Here is a 15834-nt window from a genome sequence, read left to right as displayed (position 1 = left end):
TAGTGAAACACAAGCCCTGTGGGAGCGAGCCTGCTCGCGATAGCGGTGGGTCAGCCAATACAAGTGTTGGATGATAAACCGCTATCGCGAGCAGGCTCGCTCCCACAGGGGCGGTGAATTCAAAAACTGCAGCTGATCCCCAGCCAGAAGGGAATGGGCTGGAAACACAAACCCCGGCACAAGGCCGGGGTTTGTGGTGCTTCCTTACAACCTTACACCAGCGCAGCGATGGCCGCGTTGAAGGTTGCGCTCGGGCGCATGGCCTTGCTGGTCAGCTCCGGGTTGGCGAAGTAGTAACCGCCGATGTCCACCGGCTTGCCTTGAACGGCGTTGAGCTCGGCAACGATTTTTTCTTCGTTGTCGGTCAGCGTCTTGGCCAGGGTGGTGAACTGCGCCTTGAGCGCTGCGTCGTCATCCTGGGCGGCCAGTGCCTGGGCCCAGAACAGGGTCAGGTAGAAGTGGCTGCCACGGTTGTCGATACCGCCGACCTTGCGCGAAGGCGACTTGTTACGGTCCAGGAACTCGCCAGTCGCCTGGTCGAGAGTCTTGGCCAGCACCAGGGCTTTCGGGTTGTTGTAGGTCACGCCCAGGTGTTCCAGGGAGGCGGCCAGGGCCAGGAACTCGCCCAGGGAATCCCAGCGCAGGAAGTTTTCTTCCAGCAGTTGTTGAACGTGCTTGGGTGCCGAACCGCCAGCGCCGGTTTCGAACAGGCCGCCACCGTTCATCAGCGGCACGATCGACAGCATCTTGGCGCTGGTGCCCAGTTCCATGATCGGGAACAGGTCGGTCAGGTAGTCGCGCAGCACGTTGCCGGTCACCGAAATGGTGTTCTTGCCTTCGCGGGTGCGGGCCAGGGTGAACTTCATCGCGTCGACCGGCGACATGATGCGCAGGTCCAGGCCAGTGGTGTCGTGGTTCTTCAGGTAAGCCTGGACCTTCTCGATCACTACGCCGTCATGGGCGCGCATCGGGTCCAGCCAGAAGATGGCCGGGGTGTTGCTGGCGCGGGCGCGGTTGACGGCCAGCTTGACCCAGTCCTGGATCGGCGCATCCTTGGTCTGGCACATGCGGAAGATGTCGCCAGCTTCGACGTTCTGCTCCAGCAGGGTGCGACCGGTGTTGTCCGAGACCCGGACCACGCCGTCGGCCTTGATCTGGAAGGTCTTGTCGTGGGAACCGTACTCTTCGGCTTTCTTGGCCATCAGGCCGACGTTCGGCACGCTGCCCATGGTGGTTGGGTCGAAGGCGCCATTGGCTTTGCAGTCTTCGATCACCGCCTGGTAGATGGTGGCGTAGCAGCGATCCGGGATCACGGCCTTGGTGTCGTGCAGTTGGCCGTCGGTGCCCCACATCTTGCCGGAGTCACGGATCATGGCCGGCATCGAGGCGTCGACGATGACGTCGCTCGGCACGTGCAGGTTGGTGACGCCCTTGTCGGAGTTGACCATCGCCAGGGATGGACGCGCCGCGTAGACCGCCTGGATGTCGGCTTCGATCTGCGCCTGCTGCTCGGCCGGCAGGGCTTTGATGCGGGCGTACAGGTCGCCGATGCCGTTGTTCAGGTTGAAGCCGATCTGCTCCAGCACCTGGGCGTGCTTGGCCAGGGCGTCCTTATAGAACTCGGCGACGATCTGACCGAACATGATCGGGTCGGAGACCTTCATCATGGTGGCCTTGAGGTGAACCGACAACAGTACGCCTTTTTGCTTGGCGTCTTCGATTTCTGCGGCGATGAAGTTGCGCAGGGCATTCTTGCTCATCACGGCGCAGTCGAGGATCTCACCGGCTTCTACGGTGGTCTTTTCCTTCAGGACGGTGGCAGTGCCGTCCTGGGCGATCAGCTCGATTTTCACGGTGCCGGCGGCGTCGATCAGGGCGGCTTTTTCGCTGCCGTAGAAATCGCCGGTGCTCATGTGGGCCACGTGGGATTTGGAGTCGGCAGCCCAGGCGCCCATCTTGTGCGGGTGCTTGCGGGCATAGTTCTTGACCGACAGCGGTGCGCGGCGGTCGGAGTTGCCTTCACGCAGAACCGGGTTCACGGCGCTGCCCTTGACCTTGTCGTAACGGGCCTTGGCTTCTTTGTCGGCTTCGCTGGTCACGGTTTCCGGGTAGTCCGGCAGTGCGTAGCCCTGGGCCTGCAATTCCTTGATCGCGGCCTGCAGTTGCGGCACCGAGGCGCTGATGTTCGGCAGCTTGATGATGTTGGCTTCAGGCGTTACGGCCAGGTCGCCCAGTTCGGCGAGGTGGTCGGCTACGGCTTTGTCACCCAGTTGCTCGGGGAAGCTGGCCAGGATGCGCCCTGCGAGGGAGATGTCGCGGGTTTCCACGGCGATCTCGGCCGAAGCGGTAAAGGCTTCGACGATCGGCAGCAGCGAATAGGTGGCGAGGGCAGGCGCTTCGTCGGTGAAGGTATAGATGATCTTCGAGCGGGTGGGCATATTCGGATTAACTCTCTTCTTTGCTAAAGCATGCGCAGAAACTCGAGGGGCGCCGGGTAAGCGCGTTCGTTCAAAGTCAGCCGTGAGCCGAATGTCGAGGTTTCTTCGCGGTGATGTTGGGTGCATCAGTCGAGCGTCAAGCGGTCGGGCCGCGGTAACGGTCCGGCTTTATAACTGGCGGGAAGGCCCTTGGTAGAGCAGTCAGCCGTCGTGACCCTGTGGTCAGCGGCGGCATTATACATAGGTAGCTGGCAATCTGCCGATGGTTCATAGACCTTCGTACACGTCCATTGGTCTAAACGTCGCAGGGGCGGCGTGGTGGGCTATGCTCATATTTGGCGCTTTTCCCTTGTTTTTCAGGCTTGTACACGGCGAACTGCGCGACTTTCCTGCTGATGCGTCTAACGTAGGGTTTGCGCGTCGATGCAACTGGGGTACGCTCGAACGCAGCCAGATGTTCAATCCAAGCAATGGAGTTCAGCATGGGGTATCAAAAGATTCAGGTTCCAGCCGTCGGTGACAAAATTACCGTCAATGCAGACCATTCTCTTAATGTTCCCGACAACCCGATTATCCCCTTCATCGAAGGCGACGGCATTGGCGTCGACATCAGTCCGGTCATGATCAAGGTTGTGGACGCTGCGGTGCAGAAGGCCTACGGCGGCAAGCGGAAAATCTCCTGGATGGAAGTCTATGCCGGTGAAAAAGCCACCCAGGTCTACGACCAGGACACCTGGCTGCCCCAGGAAACCCTGGATGCGGTCAAGGATTACGTGGTTTCCATCAAGGGCCCCCTGACCACACCGGTCGGCGGCGGCATCCGCTCGTTGAACGTGGCCCTGCGTCAGCAGTTGGATCTGTATGTCTGCCTGCGCCCGGTGCGCTGGTTCGAAGGCGTGCCGAGCCCGGTGAAGAAACCAGGCGACGTGGACATGACGATCTTCCGTGAGAACTCCGAAGACATCTACGCCGGCATCGAGTGGAAGGCCGGTTCGGCCGAAGCCACCAAGGTCATCAAGTTCCTGAAAGAAGAAATGGGCGTCACCAAGATCCGTTTCGACGAAGATTGCGGCATCGGCGTCAAGCCGGTCTCCAAGCAGGGCACCAAGCGCCTGGCGCGCAAGGCCTTGCAATACGTGGTCGATAACGATCGCGATTCGCTGACCATCGTCCACAAAGGCAACATCATGAAGTTCACCGAAGGTGCCTTCAAGGAATGGGCCTACGAAGTGGCAGCCGAGGAGTTTGGTGCCACGCTGCTCGATGGCGGGCCGTGGATGCAATTCAAGAATCCGAAGACCGGTAAGAACGTGGTCGTCAAGGACGCCATCGCCGATGCGATGCTCCAGCAGATCCTGTTGCGTCCGGCTGAGTATGACGTGATTGCAACCCTCAACCTCAACGGTGACTACCTCTCCGACGCCCTGGCGGCGGAGGTGGGCGGTATCGGTATTGCACCGGGTGCCAACCTCTCCGACACCGTGGCGATGTTCGAAGCCACCCACGGTACCGCGCCCAAGTATGCGGGCAAGGATCAGGTCAACCCCGGATCGCTGATCCTGTCGGCGGAAATGATGCTGCGCCACATGGGCTGGACCGAAGCGGCCGACCTGATCATCAAGGGCACCAACGGCGCGATTTCGGCCAAGACCGTGACCTATGATTTCGAACGCCTGATGGAAGGTGCCAAGCTGGTGTCGTCCTCAGGCTTCGGCGATGCCTTGATCTCGCACATGTAAGCGGGTCGACGGGCAATAAAAGACGCCCGGCTCGAGTGATCGAGCCGGGCGTCTTTTTGACCGATGGTGACAGCAGGTCAATGGGTTTCGGTGACTCTGGTTTTGACTTTGACTTTTTCGGGGATGGAGGTGCTTTCAACCTCGACCGGCGAAATGTTGACCGCATGCAGGCCCTTGGGGCCCTGGATCACTTCGAATGTCACGGGCTGCCCGGCCTTCAGGGTTTTATAACCGTCCATCCTGATTGCCGAAAAATGCGCGAAAAGGTCTTCATCCCTGCCAGACGCCAGAATAAAGCCGTAGCCCTTGGCGTTGTTGAACCATTTCACCTTGCCACTCATCTTGACGACCGACATAGACCATTTCCCTCTGCAACGCACTCCATCACTGGAGTATCATCCAGTTCATCCGCAATCTAATCTTGCTTCAAGGATCGATTCCGCGGACCTTTTTAACCCGCGATGGGCTCTATTGGTTGTAACACCGTTTTGCCGATAGTCAAGGTGACCCGGCAGTGGCGGTTGAAATCGCCCGCCAGTGCCCCCATCACTGTATTTGCCAACTAAACGAACCTTTCTTTCCATGCATGCAATCAGCCAGATTCGACTAACATTCAATCAGGATCGCCCGGATCTACATGACGACGATTCCGCAGGCATTGCTGTTCAGGAAGCAAAGCCTGCGTTGCAGGCGCCACCGATGTACAAGGTGGTTTTGTTCAACGATGACTACACACCGATGGATTTCGTCGTCGAAGTGCTCGAGGTGTTTTTTAACCTGAATCGCGAGCTGGCGACCAAGGTCATGCTGGCCGTTCATACAGAGGGACGGGCAGTGTGTGGAGTGTTTACCCGCGACATCGCCGAAACAAAGGCCATGCAGGTCAACCAGTACGCCCGGGAAAGCCAGCATCCGCTACTCTGTGAAATCGAGAAGGACGGTTAACGCCGACCACTTGGGTATGAGGTGAAGCCATGTTAAACCGCGAGCTCGAAGTCACCCTCAATCTTGCCTTCAAGGAGGCTCGTTCGAAGCGTCATGAATTCATGACCGTCGAGCACCTGCTGCTGGCCCTACTGGATAACGAGGCTGCCGCCACCGTATTGCGTGCCTGCGGCGCCAATCTCGATAAACTCAAGCATGATCTGCAGGAGTTCATTGACTCCACCACGCCATTGATTCCCGTTCATGACGAGGATCGCGAAACCCAGCCAACCCTGGGCTTCCAGCGTGTACTGCAGCGTGCTGTCTTTCATGTACAGAGCTCGGGCAAGCGTGAAGTCACCGGTGCCAACGTGCTGGTCGCCATCTTCAGCGAACAGGAAAGCCAGGCGGTCTTCCTGCTCAAGCAGCAGAGCGTTGCGCGTATAGATGTCGTCAATTACATCGCCCATGGCATTTCCAAGGTGCCGGGGCATGGCGATCATTCCGAAGGTGAACAGGATATGCAGGACGAGGAGGGCGGTGAGTCTTCTTCTTCGGGCAATCCGCTGGATGCCTATGCCAGCAACCTGAACGAACTGGCGCGCCAGGGTCGCATCGATCCGTTGGTCGGGCGCGAAGCCGAGGTCGAGCGCGTCGCGCAGATCCTGGCCCGGCGTCGCAAGAACAACCCGTTGCTGGTGGGCGAGGCGGGCGTGGGTAAAACCGCGATTGCCGAAGGCCTGGCCAAGCGCATTGTCGACAACCAGGTGCCGGACCTGCTGGCCAACAGCGTGGTGTACTCCCTCGACCTGGGCGCCCTGCTGGCCGGCACCAAGTACCGCGGCGATTTCGAGAAGCGCTTCAAGGCATTGCTGGGCGAGTTGAAGAAGCGTCCCCAGGCGATCCTGTTCATCGATGAAATCCACACCATCATCGGTGCGGGCGCTGCGTCCGGTGGGGTCATGGACGCCTCGAACCTGCTCAAGCCATTGCTGTCGTCGGGTGATATCCGTTGCATCGGGTCGACCACCTTCCAGGAATTCCGCGGGATCTTCGAGAAGGACCGAGCCCTGGCACGGCGCTTCCAGAAAGTCGACGTCTCGGAGCCTTCGGTGGAAGACACCATCGGTATTCTGCGTGGCTTGAAGGGGCGGTTCGAACTGCACCACAGTATCGAGTACAGCGATGAAGCCCTGCGGGCCGCGGCTGAACTGGCCTCGCGCTACATCAATGATCGGCACATGCCGGACAAGGCCATCGACGTGATCGACGAGGCCGGTGCTTACCAGCGTCTGCAGCCGGTGGAGAAACGCGTCAAGCGCATCGAAGTGCCTCAGGTCGAGGATATCGTGGCGAAGATCGCACGTATTCCGCCCAAGCACGTCACCAGTTCCGACAAGGAGTTGCTGCGTAACCTGGAGCGTGACCTGAAGTTGACGGTATTCGGCCAGGATGCGGCCATCGATTCGCTGTCGACCGCTATCAAGCTGTCCCGTGCCGGCCTCAAGTCGCCAGACAAACCGGTTGGTTCCTTTCTGTTCGCCGGCCCTACCGGTGTGGGCAAGACCGAGGCTGCGCGGCAACTGGCCAAGGCGATGGGGATCGAGCTGGTGCGCTTCGACATGTCCGAGTACATGGAGCGCCACACCGTATCGCGTCTGATCGGTGCGCCTCCGGGGTATGTCGGATTCGACCAGGGCGGCCTGCTGACCGAAGCCATCACCAAGCAACCTCACTGCGTGCTGTTGCTCGATGAAATCGAGAAGGCGCATCCGGAAGTCTTCAACCTGCTCCTGCAGGTCATGGACCACGGTACGCTCACCGATAACAACGGGCGCAAGGCGGACTTCCGCAACGTGATCGTGATCATGACCACGAACGCCGGCGCCGAAACCGCTGCGCGTGCTTCGATCGGTTTCACCCATCAGGACCATTCGTCCGATGCGATGGAAGTGATCAAGAAGAGCTTCACGCCTGAATTCCGCAACCGCCTGGACACCATTATCCAGTTTGGTCGCCTCAGCCATGAGGTCATCAAAAGTGTGGTGGACAAGTTCCTCACCGAACTTCAGGCGCAGCTCGAGGACAAGCGTGTGCTGCTGGAAGTCACCGATGCGGCCCGCAGTTGGCTCGCAGAGGGTGGTTACGATGTGACGATGGGTGCGCGGCCGATGGCTCGCTTGATCCAGGACAAGATCAAGCGTCCGCTGGCCGAGGAAATCCTCTTTGGTGAACTGGCCGAGCATGGCGGTGTGGTGCACATCGACATCAAGGATGGCGAGCTGACCTTCGACTTCGAAACCACGGCTGAAATGGCCTGATCGAAACCTGTAATAAGCAGAAAGGCGCCGGAAGGCGCCTTTTTGCTGTCTTGAAGATATCGAGTTCACCGCAGTCCCTTGTGGGCGAGCCTGCTCGCGATAGCGCCGACAGATTCAACATCAATGCGAGCTGATGCGCCGCCATCGCGAGCAGGCTCGCTCCCACATGGGGTCTGCGTGGTTATCAAATCCCAGGCAAACAAAAACGCCCGGCATCAGCCGGGCGTTTTGTATTGACCTGTTAGCGAGCGCGGTAAGTGATGCGCCCTTTGCTCAAGTCATAGGGCGTCAGCTCGACGCGCACTTTGTCGCCGGTAAGAATACGAATGTAGTTCTTGCGCATCTTGCCGGAGATGTGCGCGGTAACGACGTGCCCATTTTCCAACTCCACGCGAAACATGGTGTTGGGCAGGGTGTCGACGACAGTGCCTTCCATTTCGAAGCTGTCTTCTTTCGACATGCAGTAAAGCCCTCGGTATCCAGTGAATGGCCCGGTGCAACTGCGCCAGGCAAAAGCGGCGTGCATTGTGCCCGAAAAAAGGGGGGCAAGCCAAGGGGTTCTAGTGTCCTGTCTCGGAAATACGTTCTTTTTGGGTGAGTGGCTCGGGTGTTCGGCCAAGGCGCGGCAACGCTGGCCAGGCACCCAAGACGCCGCCAAAAATGAACAGCTTATTTCCGAGGCAGGACGCTAGCTGAGGACAACCCAACGCTGGTTGACCAGCAGTTCAATCGGCCGATATTGGGTCTTGTAGTTCATTTTCTTGCAGTTCTTGATCCAGTAGCCCAGGTACACCGCTTCCAGGCCCAGGCGTCGGGCTTCGTTGATCTGCCAGAGAATGGCAAAGCGCCCCAGGCTGCGCCGTTCTTCTTCCGGCTCATAGAAGGTGTACACCGCCGAAAGCCCATTGGGCAGCAAGTCCGTGACGGCAATCGCTACCAGTTGCCCTTCGAGACGGAATTCATAGAAGCGGGAAAAGGGCAGGTCGCGCACGAGGAAGGTCGCAAACTGATCGCGGCTGGGCGGGTACATGTCGCCGTCGGCATGACGTTGCTCGATGTAGCGCTGGTACAGGTCGAAATACTCTTCGCTGAACTGTGGTTTGGCCGGCCGGACCTGGAGATCGGCGTTGCGCTTGAAAATGCGTTTCTGCTGGCGATCAGGTGTAAATTGCGCCACAGGGATGCGCGCCGGTACGCACGCATTGCAATGTTGGCAATGAGGCCGGTAGAGATGATCGCCACTGCGCCGAAAGCCCATTTCCGACAGGTCTGCGTAGACATGCACATCCATGGGCTGGCTAGGGTCGAGGAACAGCGTCGTGGCCTGCTCTTCGGGCAGATAACTGCAAGAGTGAGGTTGAGTGGCATAGAACTTCAAGCGCGCCAACTCGGTCATGATCAACCCTCGGGATAAGCTTTGGATTAAGTGTAAGCCACTGGTGCGAATGTCGCTCAGCAAACCCAGGTTGCACGGTTGGGCTGGTCCAGGTGCGCCTTGAGGTAACCGGCAAATGCCGAGCGAGTAATCGATCGGGCGCCCAGGCTGTGCAAGTGCTCGGTGGGCATTTGACAGTCTATCAGCACAAAGCCGGCCGTCTTGAGGTGTTGGACCAACGTGGCAAAGCCGAATTTCGACGCGTTGTCGGCCCGGCTGAACATGGATTCGCCGAAAAACAATTGGCCCATGGCCAAGCCGTACAGGCCGCCTACCAGCAGGCCCTGGTCCCAGACCTCCACGGAATGGGCAAGGCCGCGACGATGCAATTCCAGGTAGGCGGTTTGCATGGCTTCGGTGATCCAGGTGCCGTCCGCATACGCCCGCGGCGCGGCGCAGGCCCGGATGACCGCCGCGAAATCCTTGTCGAACGTCACTTCATAACGTTGTTTGCGCAGGAGCTTGCCCAGGCTGCGCGAGACATGCAGTTCGTCGGGAAACAACACCGTGCGAGGGTCGGGAGACCACCACAGGATCGGTTGTCCCTCGGAAAACCAGGGGAAACAGCCGTGGCGATAGGCCTGGATCAGCCGGTCCGCAGACAGATCGCCGCCGGCGGCCAGCAAGCCGTTGGGATCGCGCATGGCTTTTTCCAGGGGTGGAAAATCGAAGGTGTTGCGTTGTAACCACGTCAGCATTGTTGTCCGAACTTGCAGAAGGGGAGGGTGATGTAGCGAGGGGGGAAGCCCCTCGCCATGAGCACTGGTTCGAAGATTAACCGTCAAGCGGCCGGGATGTCATCGAGATACTTCTCCGCATCCAGCGCGGCCATACAGCCGGCACCGGCCGAGGTAATGGCCTGTCGATACACATGATCGGCCACGTCGCCGGCTGCGAATACGCCTTCGATATCGGTGGCAGTGGCATTGCCTTCGCTGCCGCCGCGCACCAGCAGGTAGCCGTCGCGCATGCTCAACTGGCCCTGGAACAGATCGGTATTGGGCTTGTGGCCGATGGCGATGAATACCCCGGCCAATTGCAAGGTGCTGGTTTCGCCGCTCTGGCTGTTTCGCAGGCGGGCGCCGGTCACGCCACTGGCGTCCCCCAGCACTTCGTCGAGGTTCTGGTTCCAGTGCAGCCTGATATTGCCGTTGGCGGCCTTTTCGAAGAGTTTGTCCTGCAGTATTTTTTCCGAACGCAGCTTGTCCCGGCGGTGGATCAAATGTACCTCCCTGGCAATGTTGGACAGGTACAAGGCTTCTTCAACCGCAGTATTGCCGCCGCCGACCACGGCCACCACCTGGTTGCGGTAAAAGAATCCGTCGCAGGTTGCGCAGGCGGAAACGCCTTTGCCGGCGAAGGTCTCCTCCGAAGGCAGGCCCAGGTACTGGGCTGACGCGCCGGTGGCGATGATCAGGGCATCGCAGGTGTAGGTGCCGCTGTCGCCGATGAGCTCGAACGGTCGCTGTTGCAACTTGGCGGTGTGGATGTGGTCGTAGACGATCTGCGTGTCGAAGCGCTCGGCGTGTCGCTGCATGCGTTCCATCAGGGCCGGGCCGGTCAGTCCTTCGACGTCGCCGGGCCAGTTGTCGACTTCGACAGTGGTGGTGAGCTGGCCTCCGGCCTGCATGCCGGTAATGACAACGGGTTTGAGGTTGGCTCGGGCAGCATAGACCGCTGCGCTGTACCCTGCGGGGCCGGAGCCGAGAATGATCAGGCGTGAATGCTTCACTTCGTTCATAAAAAACACCTCATAAGCCTTTGTCACAAAAGACAATGCATGGTCCAATTGGCGCTTGTGCAGCCCGTTTTCGACTACGCTGTCACCCTGCGTGCGGGCAATGCCTTGGAGTCGACAAACCCGTACAATGCTTGAGTTTTGAACGCAGGATGGGCTAAAGATCAACATCTTCGGCAACACCTGCGGTTTTCTGGACGCATCTCTCAGTGGTAAAAGTAGTACCGGTTGTGCACATTCACTTTTTTACCTGCTTGTAATGAGCAATTTTTATAGTCATTCAACAGATGGGCGCGCCGTTGGCGCAGGAAAAGAAGCGTTTTGAAGAAATCCACCGCAGCACCTAAAACAGTCGTTCCGCTCTGGCGCCAGCAATTGCACTACCGGCTCAAGGAAGGTGCATTGATCGCCATCGGTGCCTTGTGTCTGTTCCTGATGATGGCGTTGCTGACCTACGGCAAGGACGATCCGGGCTGGAGCCATAACAGCAAGATCGACGACGTGCAGAACTTCGGCGGTCCGGCCGGCTCCTACAGCGCCGACATCCTGTTCATGGTGCTGGGTTACTTCGCCTATATCTTCCCGTTGTTGCTGGCAATCAAGGCGTACCAGATATTTCGCCAGCGCCACGAGCCATGGCAGTGGAGCGGCTGGTTGTTTTCCTGGCGTCTGATCGGCCTGGTGTTCCTGGTGCTATCGGGGGCCGCACTGGCCCATATCCATTTCCATGCCCCTACCGGCTTGCCGGCCGGGGCGGGCGGCGCACTGGGGGAAAGCCTCGGCGATCTGGCCCGGAACGCCCTGAACATCCAGGGCAGCACGTTGTTGTTCATCGCCCTGTTCCTGTTTGGCCTGACGGTGTTCACCGACCTGTCGTGGTTCAAGGTCATGGACGTCACCGGCAAGATCACCCTCGACCTGATCGAGTTGATCCAGGGCGCCCTGAATCGCTGGTGGGCGGCGCGCACCGAGCGAAAGCAACTGGTGGCGCAACTGCGTGAAGTGGACGACCGGGTCCATGACGTGGTGGCACCGACGGTGCCCGACAAGCGCGAGCAGGCCAAGGTCAAGGAACGCCTGATCGAGCGCGAGCAGGCCTTGAGCAAGCACATGTCCGAGCGCGAGAAGCAGGTGCCACCGGTCATTACCATGGCTCCGGCCAAGGCGCCCGAGCCAAGCAAGCGCGTGCAGAAGGAGAAGCAGGTGCCGCTGTTCGTCGACAGCGCGGTGGAGGGCACCTTGCCGCCGATCTCGATCCTGGACCCTGCGGAAAAGAAGCAGCTCAATTATTCTCCCGAATCCCTGGCGGCGGTGGGTCATCTGCTGGAGATCAAACTCAAGGAGTTCGGAGTCGAGGTGTCGGTGGATTCGATTCACCCGGGCCCGGTCATCACCCGTTACGAAATCCAGCCGGCCGCCGGCGTGAAGGTCAGCCGCATCGCCAACCTCGCCAAGGACCTGGCGCGGTCGCTGGCCGTGACCAGCGTGCGGGTGGTGGAAGTGATTCCCGGCAAAACCACTGTGGGTATCGAGATTCCCAACGAGGACCGTCAGATCGTGCGCTTCTCCGAAGTGCTGTCGACGCCCGAATACGACAACCACAAGTCTCCGGTCACCCTGGCCCTGGGCCACGACATCGGCGGCAAGCCGGTTATCACCGACCTGGCGAAGATGCCCCACCTGCTGGTGGCCGGTACTACCGGTTCTGGTAAGTCGGTGGGCGTGAACGCGATGATTCTGTCGATCCTGTTCAAGTCTGGCCCTGAAGACGCCAAACTGATCATGATCGACCCGAAAATGCTTGAATTGTCGATCTACGAAGGTATCCCGCACCTCTTGTGCCCGGTGGTCACCGACATGAAGGACGCCGCCAATGCCCTGCGCTGGAGCGTCGCCGAGATGGAGCGCCGCTACAAGCTGATGGCGAAGCTGGGGGTGCGCAACCTGTCGGGCTTCAACGCCAAGGTCAAGGAGGCCGAAGAGGCGGGCACGCCATTGACCGACCCGCTGTACCACCGCGAAAACATCCACGACGAAGCGCCGCTGCTGCACAAGTTGCCGACCATCGTGGTGGTGGTGGACGAATTCGCCGACATGATGATGATCGTCGGCAAGAAGGTCGAAGAGCTGATCGCCCGTATCGCCCAGAAGGCCCGTGCGGCCGGTATTCACCTGATCCTCGCTACGCAGCGGCCGTCGGTGGACGTGATCACCGGCCTGATCAAGGCCAACATTCCGACCCGCATGGCGTTCCAGGTGTCCAGCAAGATCGACTCGCGGACCATCATCGACCAGGGCGGCGCCGAGCAACTGCTCGGTCACGGTGACATGCTCTACATGCCGCCTGGCACCAGCCTGCCGATCCGGGTGCACGGTGCGTTCGTCTCCGACGACGAAGTGCACCGCGTGGTGGAAGCCTGGAAACTGCGCGGCGCTCCCGAATACAACGACGACATCCTCAATGGCGTCGAAGAAGCCGGTAGCGGTTTCGAGGGCGGTGGCGGCGGTGGCGACGAGGATGCGGAAACCGATGCGCTCTACGACGAAGCGGTGCAGTTCGTTCTGGAAAGCCGTCGGGCATCGATCTCCGCCGTCCAGCGCAAGCTCAAGATCGGCTATAACCGTGCCGCACGCATGATCGAGGCCATGGAGATGGCCGGGGTCGTGACGGCCATGAACACCAATGGTTCGCGCGAAGTGCTGGCGCCGGGCCCGATGCGCGACTGATGACTCGGGCGGCCCTGTAGGCGCCGCTCGCCCCCCACGAATTCATGAGGACTCCCATGCGCCTGATTCGCATGCTGCTGTTGCCCGTACTGGCCCTGACCACCTTGTCGGCCCATGCCGACGAAAAGGACGTGGCTCGCCTGACCCAGCTGTTGGAAACATCCAAGACCCTGACCGCACGCTTTTCCCAGCTGACCCTCGACGGCAGCGGTACTCAGTTGCAGGAAACCGCCGGTGACATGGCGCTCCAGCGTCCGGGGCTGTTCTACTGGCACACCGACGCACCGGCCGAGCAGTTGATGGTGTCCGACGGCAAGAAAGTCTCCCTGTGGGACCCGGACCTGGAGCAGGTCACCATCAAGAATCTCGACCAGCGCCTGACCCAGACGCCGGCGTTGTTGCTGTCGGGTGATATTTCCAAGATCAGCCAGAGTTTCGACATCACCGCCAAGGAAGCGGGCGGCGTGATCGACTTCACCCTCAAGCCCAAGACCAAGGACAGTCTGTTCGACAGCCTGCGCCTGTCGTTCCGCAACGGCCTGGTCAATGACATGCAACTGATCGACAGCGTCGGCCAGCGTACCAACATCCTGTTCACCGGGGTCAAGGCCAACGAGCCGATCGCGGCGTCCAAGTTCAAGTTCGACATTCCCAAGGGTGCTGACGTCATCCAGGAATAAGCACCGCCCCCCCTGTGGGATATGGCCTTGCTCCCACAAAGCTGCTCCTACAGAGCTGCTCCCACAGAGCTGCCCTCCGGCAGACAGTATCGGCACCAGGACCCAGTGAGGTTGCATAAGCAGTGATGGACCTGTTTCGAAGCGCCCCGATTGCCCAGCCATTGGCCGCCCGCTTGCGCGCGACCAACCTGGATGAGTACGTCGGCCAGGAGCATGTGCTGGCGCGGGGCAAGCCCCTGCGCGAAGCCCTGGAGCAGGGTGCGCTGCATTCGATGATTTTCTGGGGGCCGCCGGGCGTGGGCAAGACCACCCTGGCCCGGCTGCTGGCGGAAGTTTCGGATGCCCATTTCGAAACGGTTTCGGCGGTTCTGGCCGGGGTCAAGGAGATCCGTCAGGCGGTGGAAGTCGCCAAGCAGCAGGCCGGGCAGTACGGCAAGCGCACCATTCTGTTCGTCGACGAGGTGCACCGCTTCAACAAGTCCCAGCAGGACGCGTTCCTGCCGTATGTCGAAGACGGTACGCTGATCTTCATCGGCGCGACCACCGAAAACCCTTCGTTCGAGCTCAACAATGCCTTGCTGTCCCGAGCGCGGGTCTATGTGCTCAAGAGTCTCGATGAAGCGGCGATGCGCAAACTCGTGCTTCGGGCGTTGACCGAAGAACGCGGGCTGGGCAAGCGCAAGCTGAGCCTCAGCGACGAAGGTTTCCAGATCCTGTGTGCAGCTGCCGATGGCGATGGCCGACGCTTGCTTAACCTGCTGGAGAACGCTTCGGACCTGGCCGAGGATGACAGCGAGATCGGTGTCGAGCTGCTGCAAAGCCTGTTGGGCGATACCCGGCGGCGTTTCGACAAGGGCGGCGAGGCGTTCTACGACCAGATATCGGCGTTGCACAAATCCATACGGGGTTCCAATCCCGATGCCGCGCTGTACTGGTTTGCGCGGATGATCGATGGTGGCTGCGATCCGTTGTATCTCGCGCGACGGGTGGTGCGCATGGCCAGCGAAGACATCGGCAATGCCGATCCCCGGGCCCTGAGCCTGTGCCTGGCGGCCTGGGATGTGCAGGAGCGCCTGGGCAGCCCCGAAGGCGAGCTCGCCGTAGCCCAGGCCATCACGTACCTGGCCTGTGCGCCGAAAAGCAACGCGGTGTACATGGGGTTCAAGGCGGCCATGCGCAGCGCCACCGAACATGGTTCCCTCGAGGTACCGCTGCACTTGCGCAATGCGCCGACCAAGCTCATGAAGCAGCTGGGTTACGGCGATGAATACCGTTACGCTCACGATGAGCCGGATGCCTACGCCGCCGGCGAAGACTATTTTCCCGAAGCACTCGACCCCCAGCCGTTCTATCAACCGGTGCCCCGTGGCCTGGAGTTGAAGATCGGCGAGAAACTGAACCATCTGGCGCAGCTGGATCGCCTGAGCCCACGGCGGCGGAGAAAGCCTTGATCCCCTTGATACTTGCAGTTTCCGCTGGCGCCGTTGCCGGTACCCTGGCACGTTTCGCCGCCAGCAATTGGGTCAACGCAAATTGGCCCCGGCACTTCTATACCGCGACGCTGACCGTTAATATCGTGGGCTGTCTGCTGATCGGCGTTCTATACGGTCTGTTCCTGATTCGCCCCGAAGTGCCTGTCGAAGTGCGCGCGGGGCTGATCGTCGGCTTCCTTGGCGGCCTGACGACCTTTTCGTCCTTTTCACTGGATACGGTGCGCCTGCTGGAAAGCGGGCAAGTGCCGCTGGCCCTGGGCTATGCGGCTGCCAGCGTATTCGGCGGGCTGCTCGCCACCTGGGCCGGCCTGTCCCTGACCAAACTTATCTAAACGAGAG

The 15834-nt window shown here is 60.1% G+C and carries 13 protein-coding genes; 7 read left to right on the top strand and 6 right to left on the bottom strand.

Going from position 1 to position 15834, the window contains the following annotated elements; translation table 11 throughout:
- Window positions 1-212: 212 nt before the first annotated feature.
- Window positions 213-2438, bottom strand: coding sequence for an NADP-dependent isocitrate dehydrogenase (locus QZH45_RS19410; RefSeq protein ID WP_055135445.1), 2226 nt, complete (start codon window positions 2436-2438; stop codon window positions 213-215).
- 482 nt (window positions 2439-2920) lie between these two features.
- On the opposite strand from QZH45_RS19410, the gene icd reads away from it, so the two are divergent.
- On the top strand, window positions 2921-4177 hold the full coding sequence (icd, locus tag QZH45_RS19405) for an NADP-dependent isocitrate dehydrogenase (RefSeq protein WP_024779303.1): 1257 nt from the start codon (window positions 2921-2923) through the stop codon (window positions 4175-4177).
- A 77-nt stretch (window positions 4178-4254) separates the two neighbouring features.
- On the opposite strand, the gene cspD is transcribed toward icd, so the two are convergent.
- Window positions 4255-4518 carry a cold shock domain-containing protein CspD gene (cspD, locus tag QZH45_RS19400; protein ID WP_024779302.1) on the bottom strand — a complete coding sequence of 88 codons (264 nt, stop codon included), beginning with the start codon at window positions 4516-4518 and terminating at the stop codon, window positions 4255-4257.
- Window positions 4519-4759: 241 nt separating this feature from the next.
- On the opposite strand from cspD, the gene clpS reads away from it, so the two are divergent.
- Together clpS and clpA are read left to right on the top strand one after the other, a co-directional pair.
- A complete protein-coding gene (gene clpS, locus QZH45_RS19395; RefSeq protein WP_015094394.1) occupies window positions 4760-5122 on the top strand; it encodes an ATP-dependent Clp protease adapter ClpS in 363 nt (120 codons plus the stop codon).
- 29 nt (window positions 5123-5151) lie between these two features.
- On the top strand, window positions 5152-7422 hold the full coding sequence (gene clpA, locus QZH45_RS19390) for an ATP-dependent Clp protease ATP-binding subunit ClpA (RefSeq protein ID WP_024779301.1): 2271 nt from the start codon (window positions 5152-5154) through the stop codon (window positions 7420-7422).
- A 241-nt stretch (window positions 7423-7663) separates the two neighbouring features.
- Here clpA and infA read toward each other — a convergent pair whose 3' ends face one another.
- From infA to trxB, 4 genes are all read right to left on the bottom strand, one after another.
- Window positions 7664-7882, bottom strand: a complete 219-nt coding sequence (gene infA, locus QZH45_RS19385) for a translation initiation factor IF-1 (protein ID WP_002553999.1) — start codon at window positions 7880-7882, stop codon at window positions 7664-7666.
- 228 nt (window positions 7883-8110) lie between these two features.
- Window positions 8111-8818, bottom strand: coding sequence for an arginyltransferase (locus tag QZH45_RS19380; RefSeq protein WP_024779300.1), 708 nt, complete (start codon window positions 8816-8818; stop codon window positions 8111-8113).
- Between the two features lie 56 nt (window positions 8819-8874).
- On the bottom strand, window positions 8875-9555 hold the full coding sequence (gene aat / locus QZH45_RS19375) for a leucyl/phenylalanyl-tRNA--protein transferase (RefSeq protein ID WP_053190853.1): 681 nt from the start codon (window positions 9553-9555) through the stop codon (window positions 8875-8877).
- Between the two features lie 83 nt (window positions 9556-9638).
- Entirely contained in the window at window positions 9639-10598 is a 960-nt protein-coding gene (trxB, locus tag QZH45_RS19370; RefSeq protein ID WP_053190854.1) for a thioredoxin-disulfide reductase, read from the bottom strand.
- Window positions 10599-10916: 318 nt separating this feature from the next.
- Here trxB and ftsK point away from each other — a divergent pair, with 318 nt between their 5' ends.
- The 4 genes from ftsK (at window position 10917) to crcB (ending at window position 15827) form a co-directional block, all read left to right on the top strand.
- Window positions 10917-13322, top strand: coding sequence for a DNA translocase FtsK (gene ftsK / locus QZH45_RS19365; protein WP_080996551.1), 2406 nt, complete (start codon window positions 10917-10919; stop codon window positions 13320-13322).
- Window positions 13323-13378: 56 nt separating this feature from the next.
- Complete coding sequence (gene lolA, locus QZH45_RS19360; RefSeq protein ID WP_024779296.1) at window positions 13379-14002, top strand: outer membrane lipoprotein chaperone LolA; 624 nt, start codon at window positions 13379-13381, stop codon at window positions 14000-14002.
- Between the two features lie 125 nt (window positions 14003-14127).
- The gene (locus tag QZH45_RS19355; protein ID WP_024779295.1) at window positions 14128-15453 is read left to right on the top strand and encodes a replication-associated recombination protein A; all 1326 of its coding nucleotides are present in this window, start codon (window positions 14128-14130) and stop codon (window positions 15451-15453) included.
- Window positions 15450-15827 carry a fluoride efflux transporter CrcB gene (gene crcB / locus QZH45_RS19350; protein ID WP_024779294.1) on the top strand — a complete coding sequence of 126 codons (378 nt, stop codon included), beginning with the start codon at window positions 15450-15452 and terminating at the stop codon, window positions 15825-15827. Before QZH45_RS19355 ends, crcB begins: the two co-directional genes overlap by 4 nt.
- Window positions 15828-15834: the final 7 nt, after the last annotated feature.

It is taken from the genome of Pseudomonas corrugata (genome assembly GCF_050920615.1).
Lineage (GTDB): Bacteria > Pseudomonadota > Gammaproteobacteria > Pseudomonadales > Pseudomonadaceae > Aquipseudomonas > Aquipseudomonas corrugata.
This window is presented reverse-complemented; position numbering and strand designations above follow the sequence as displayed.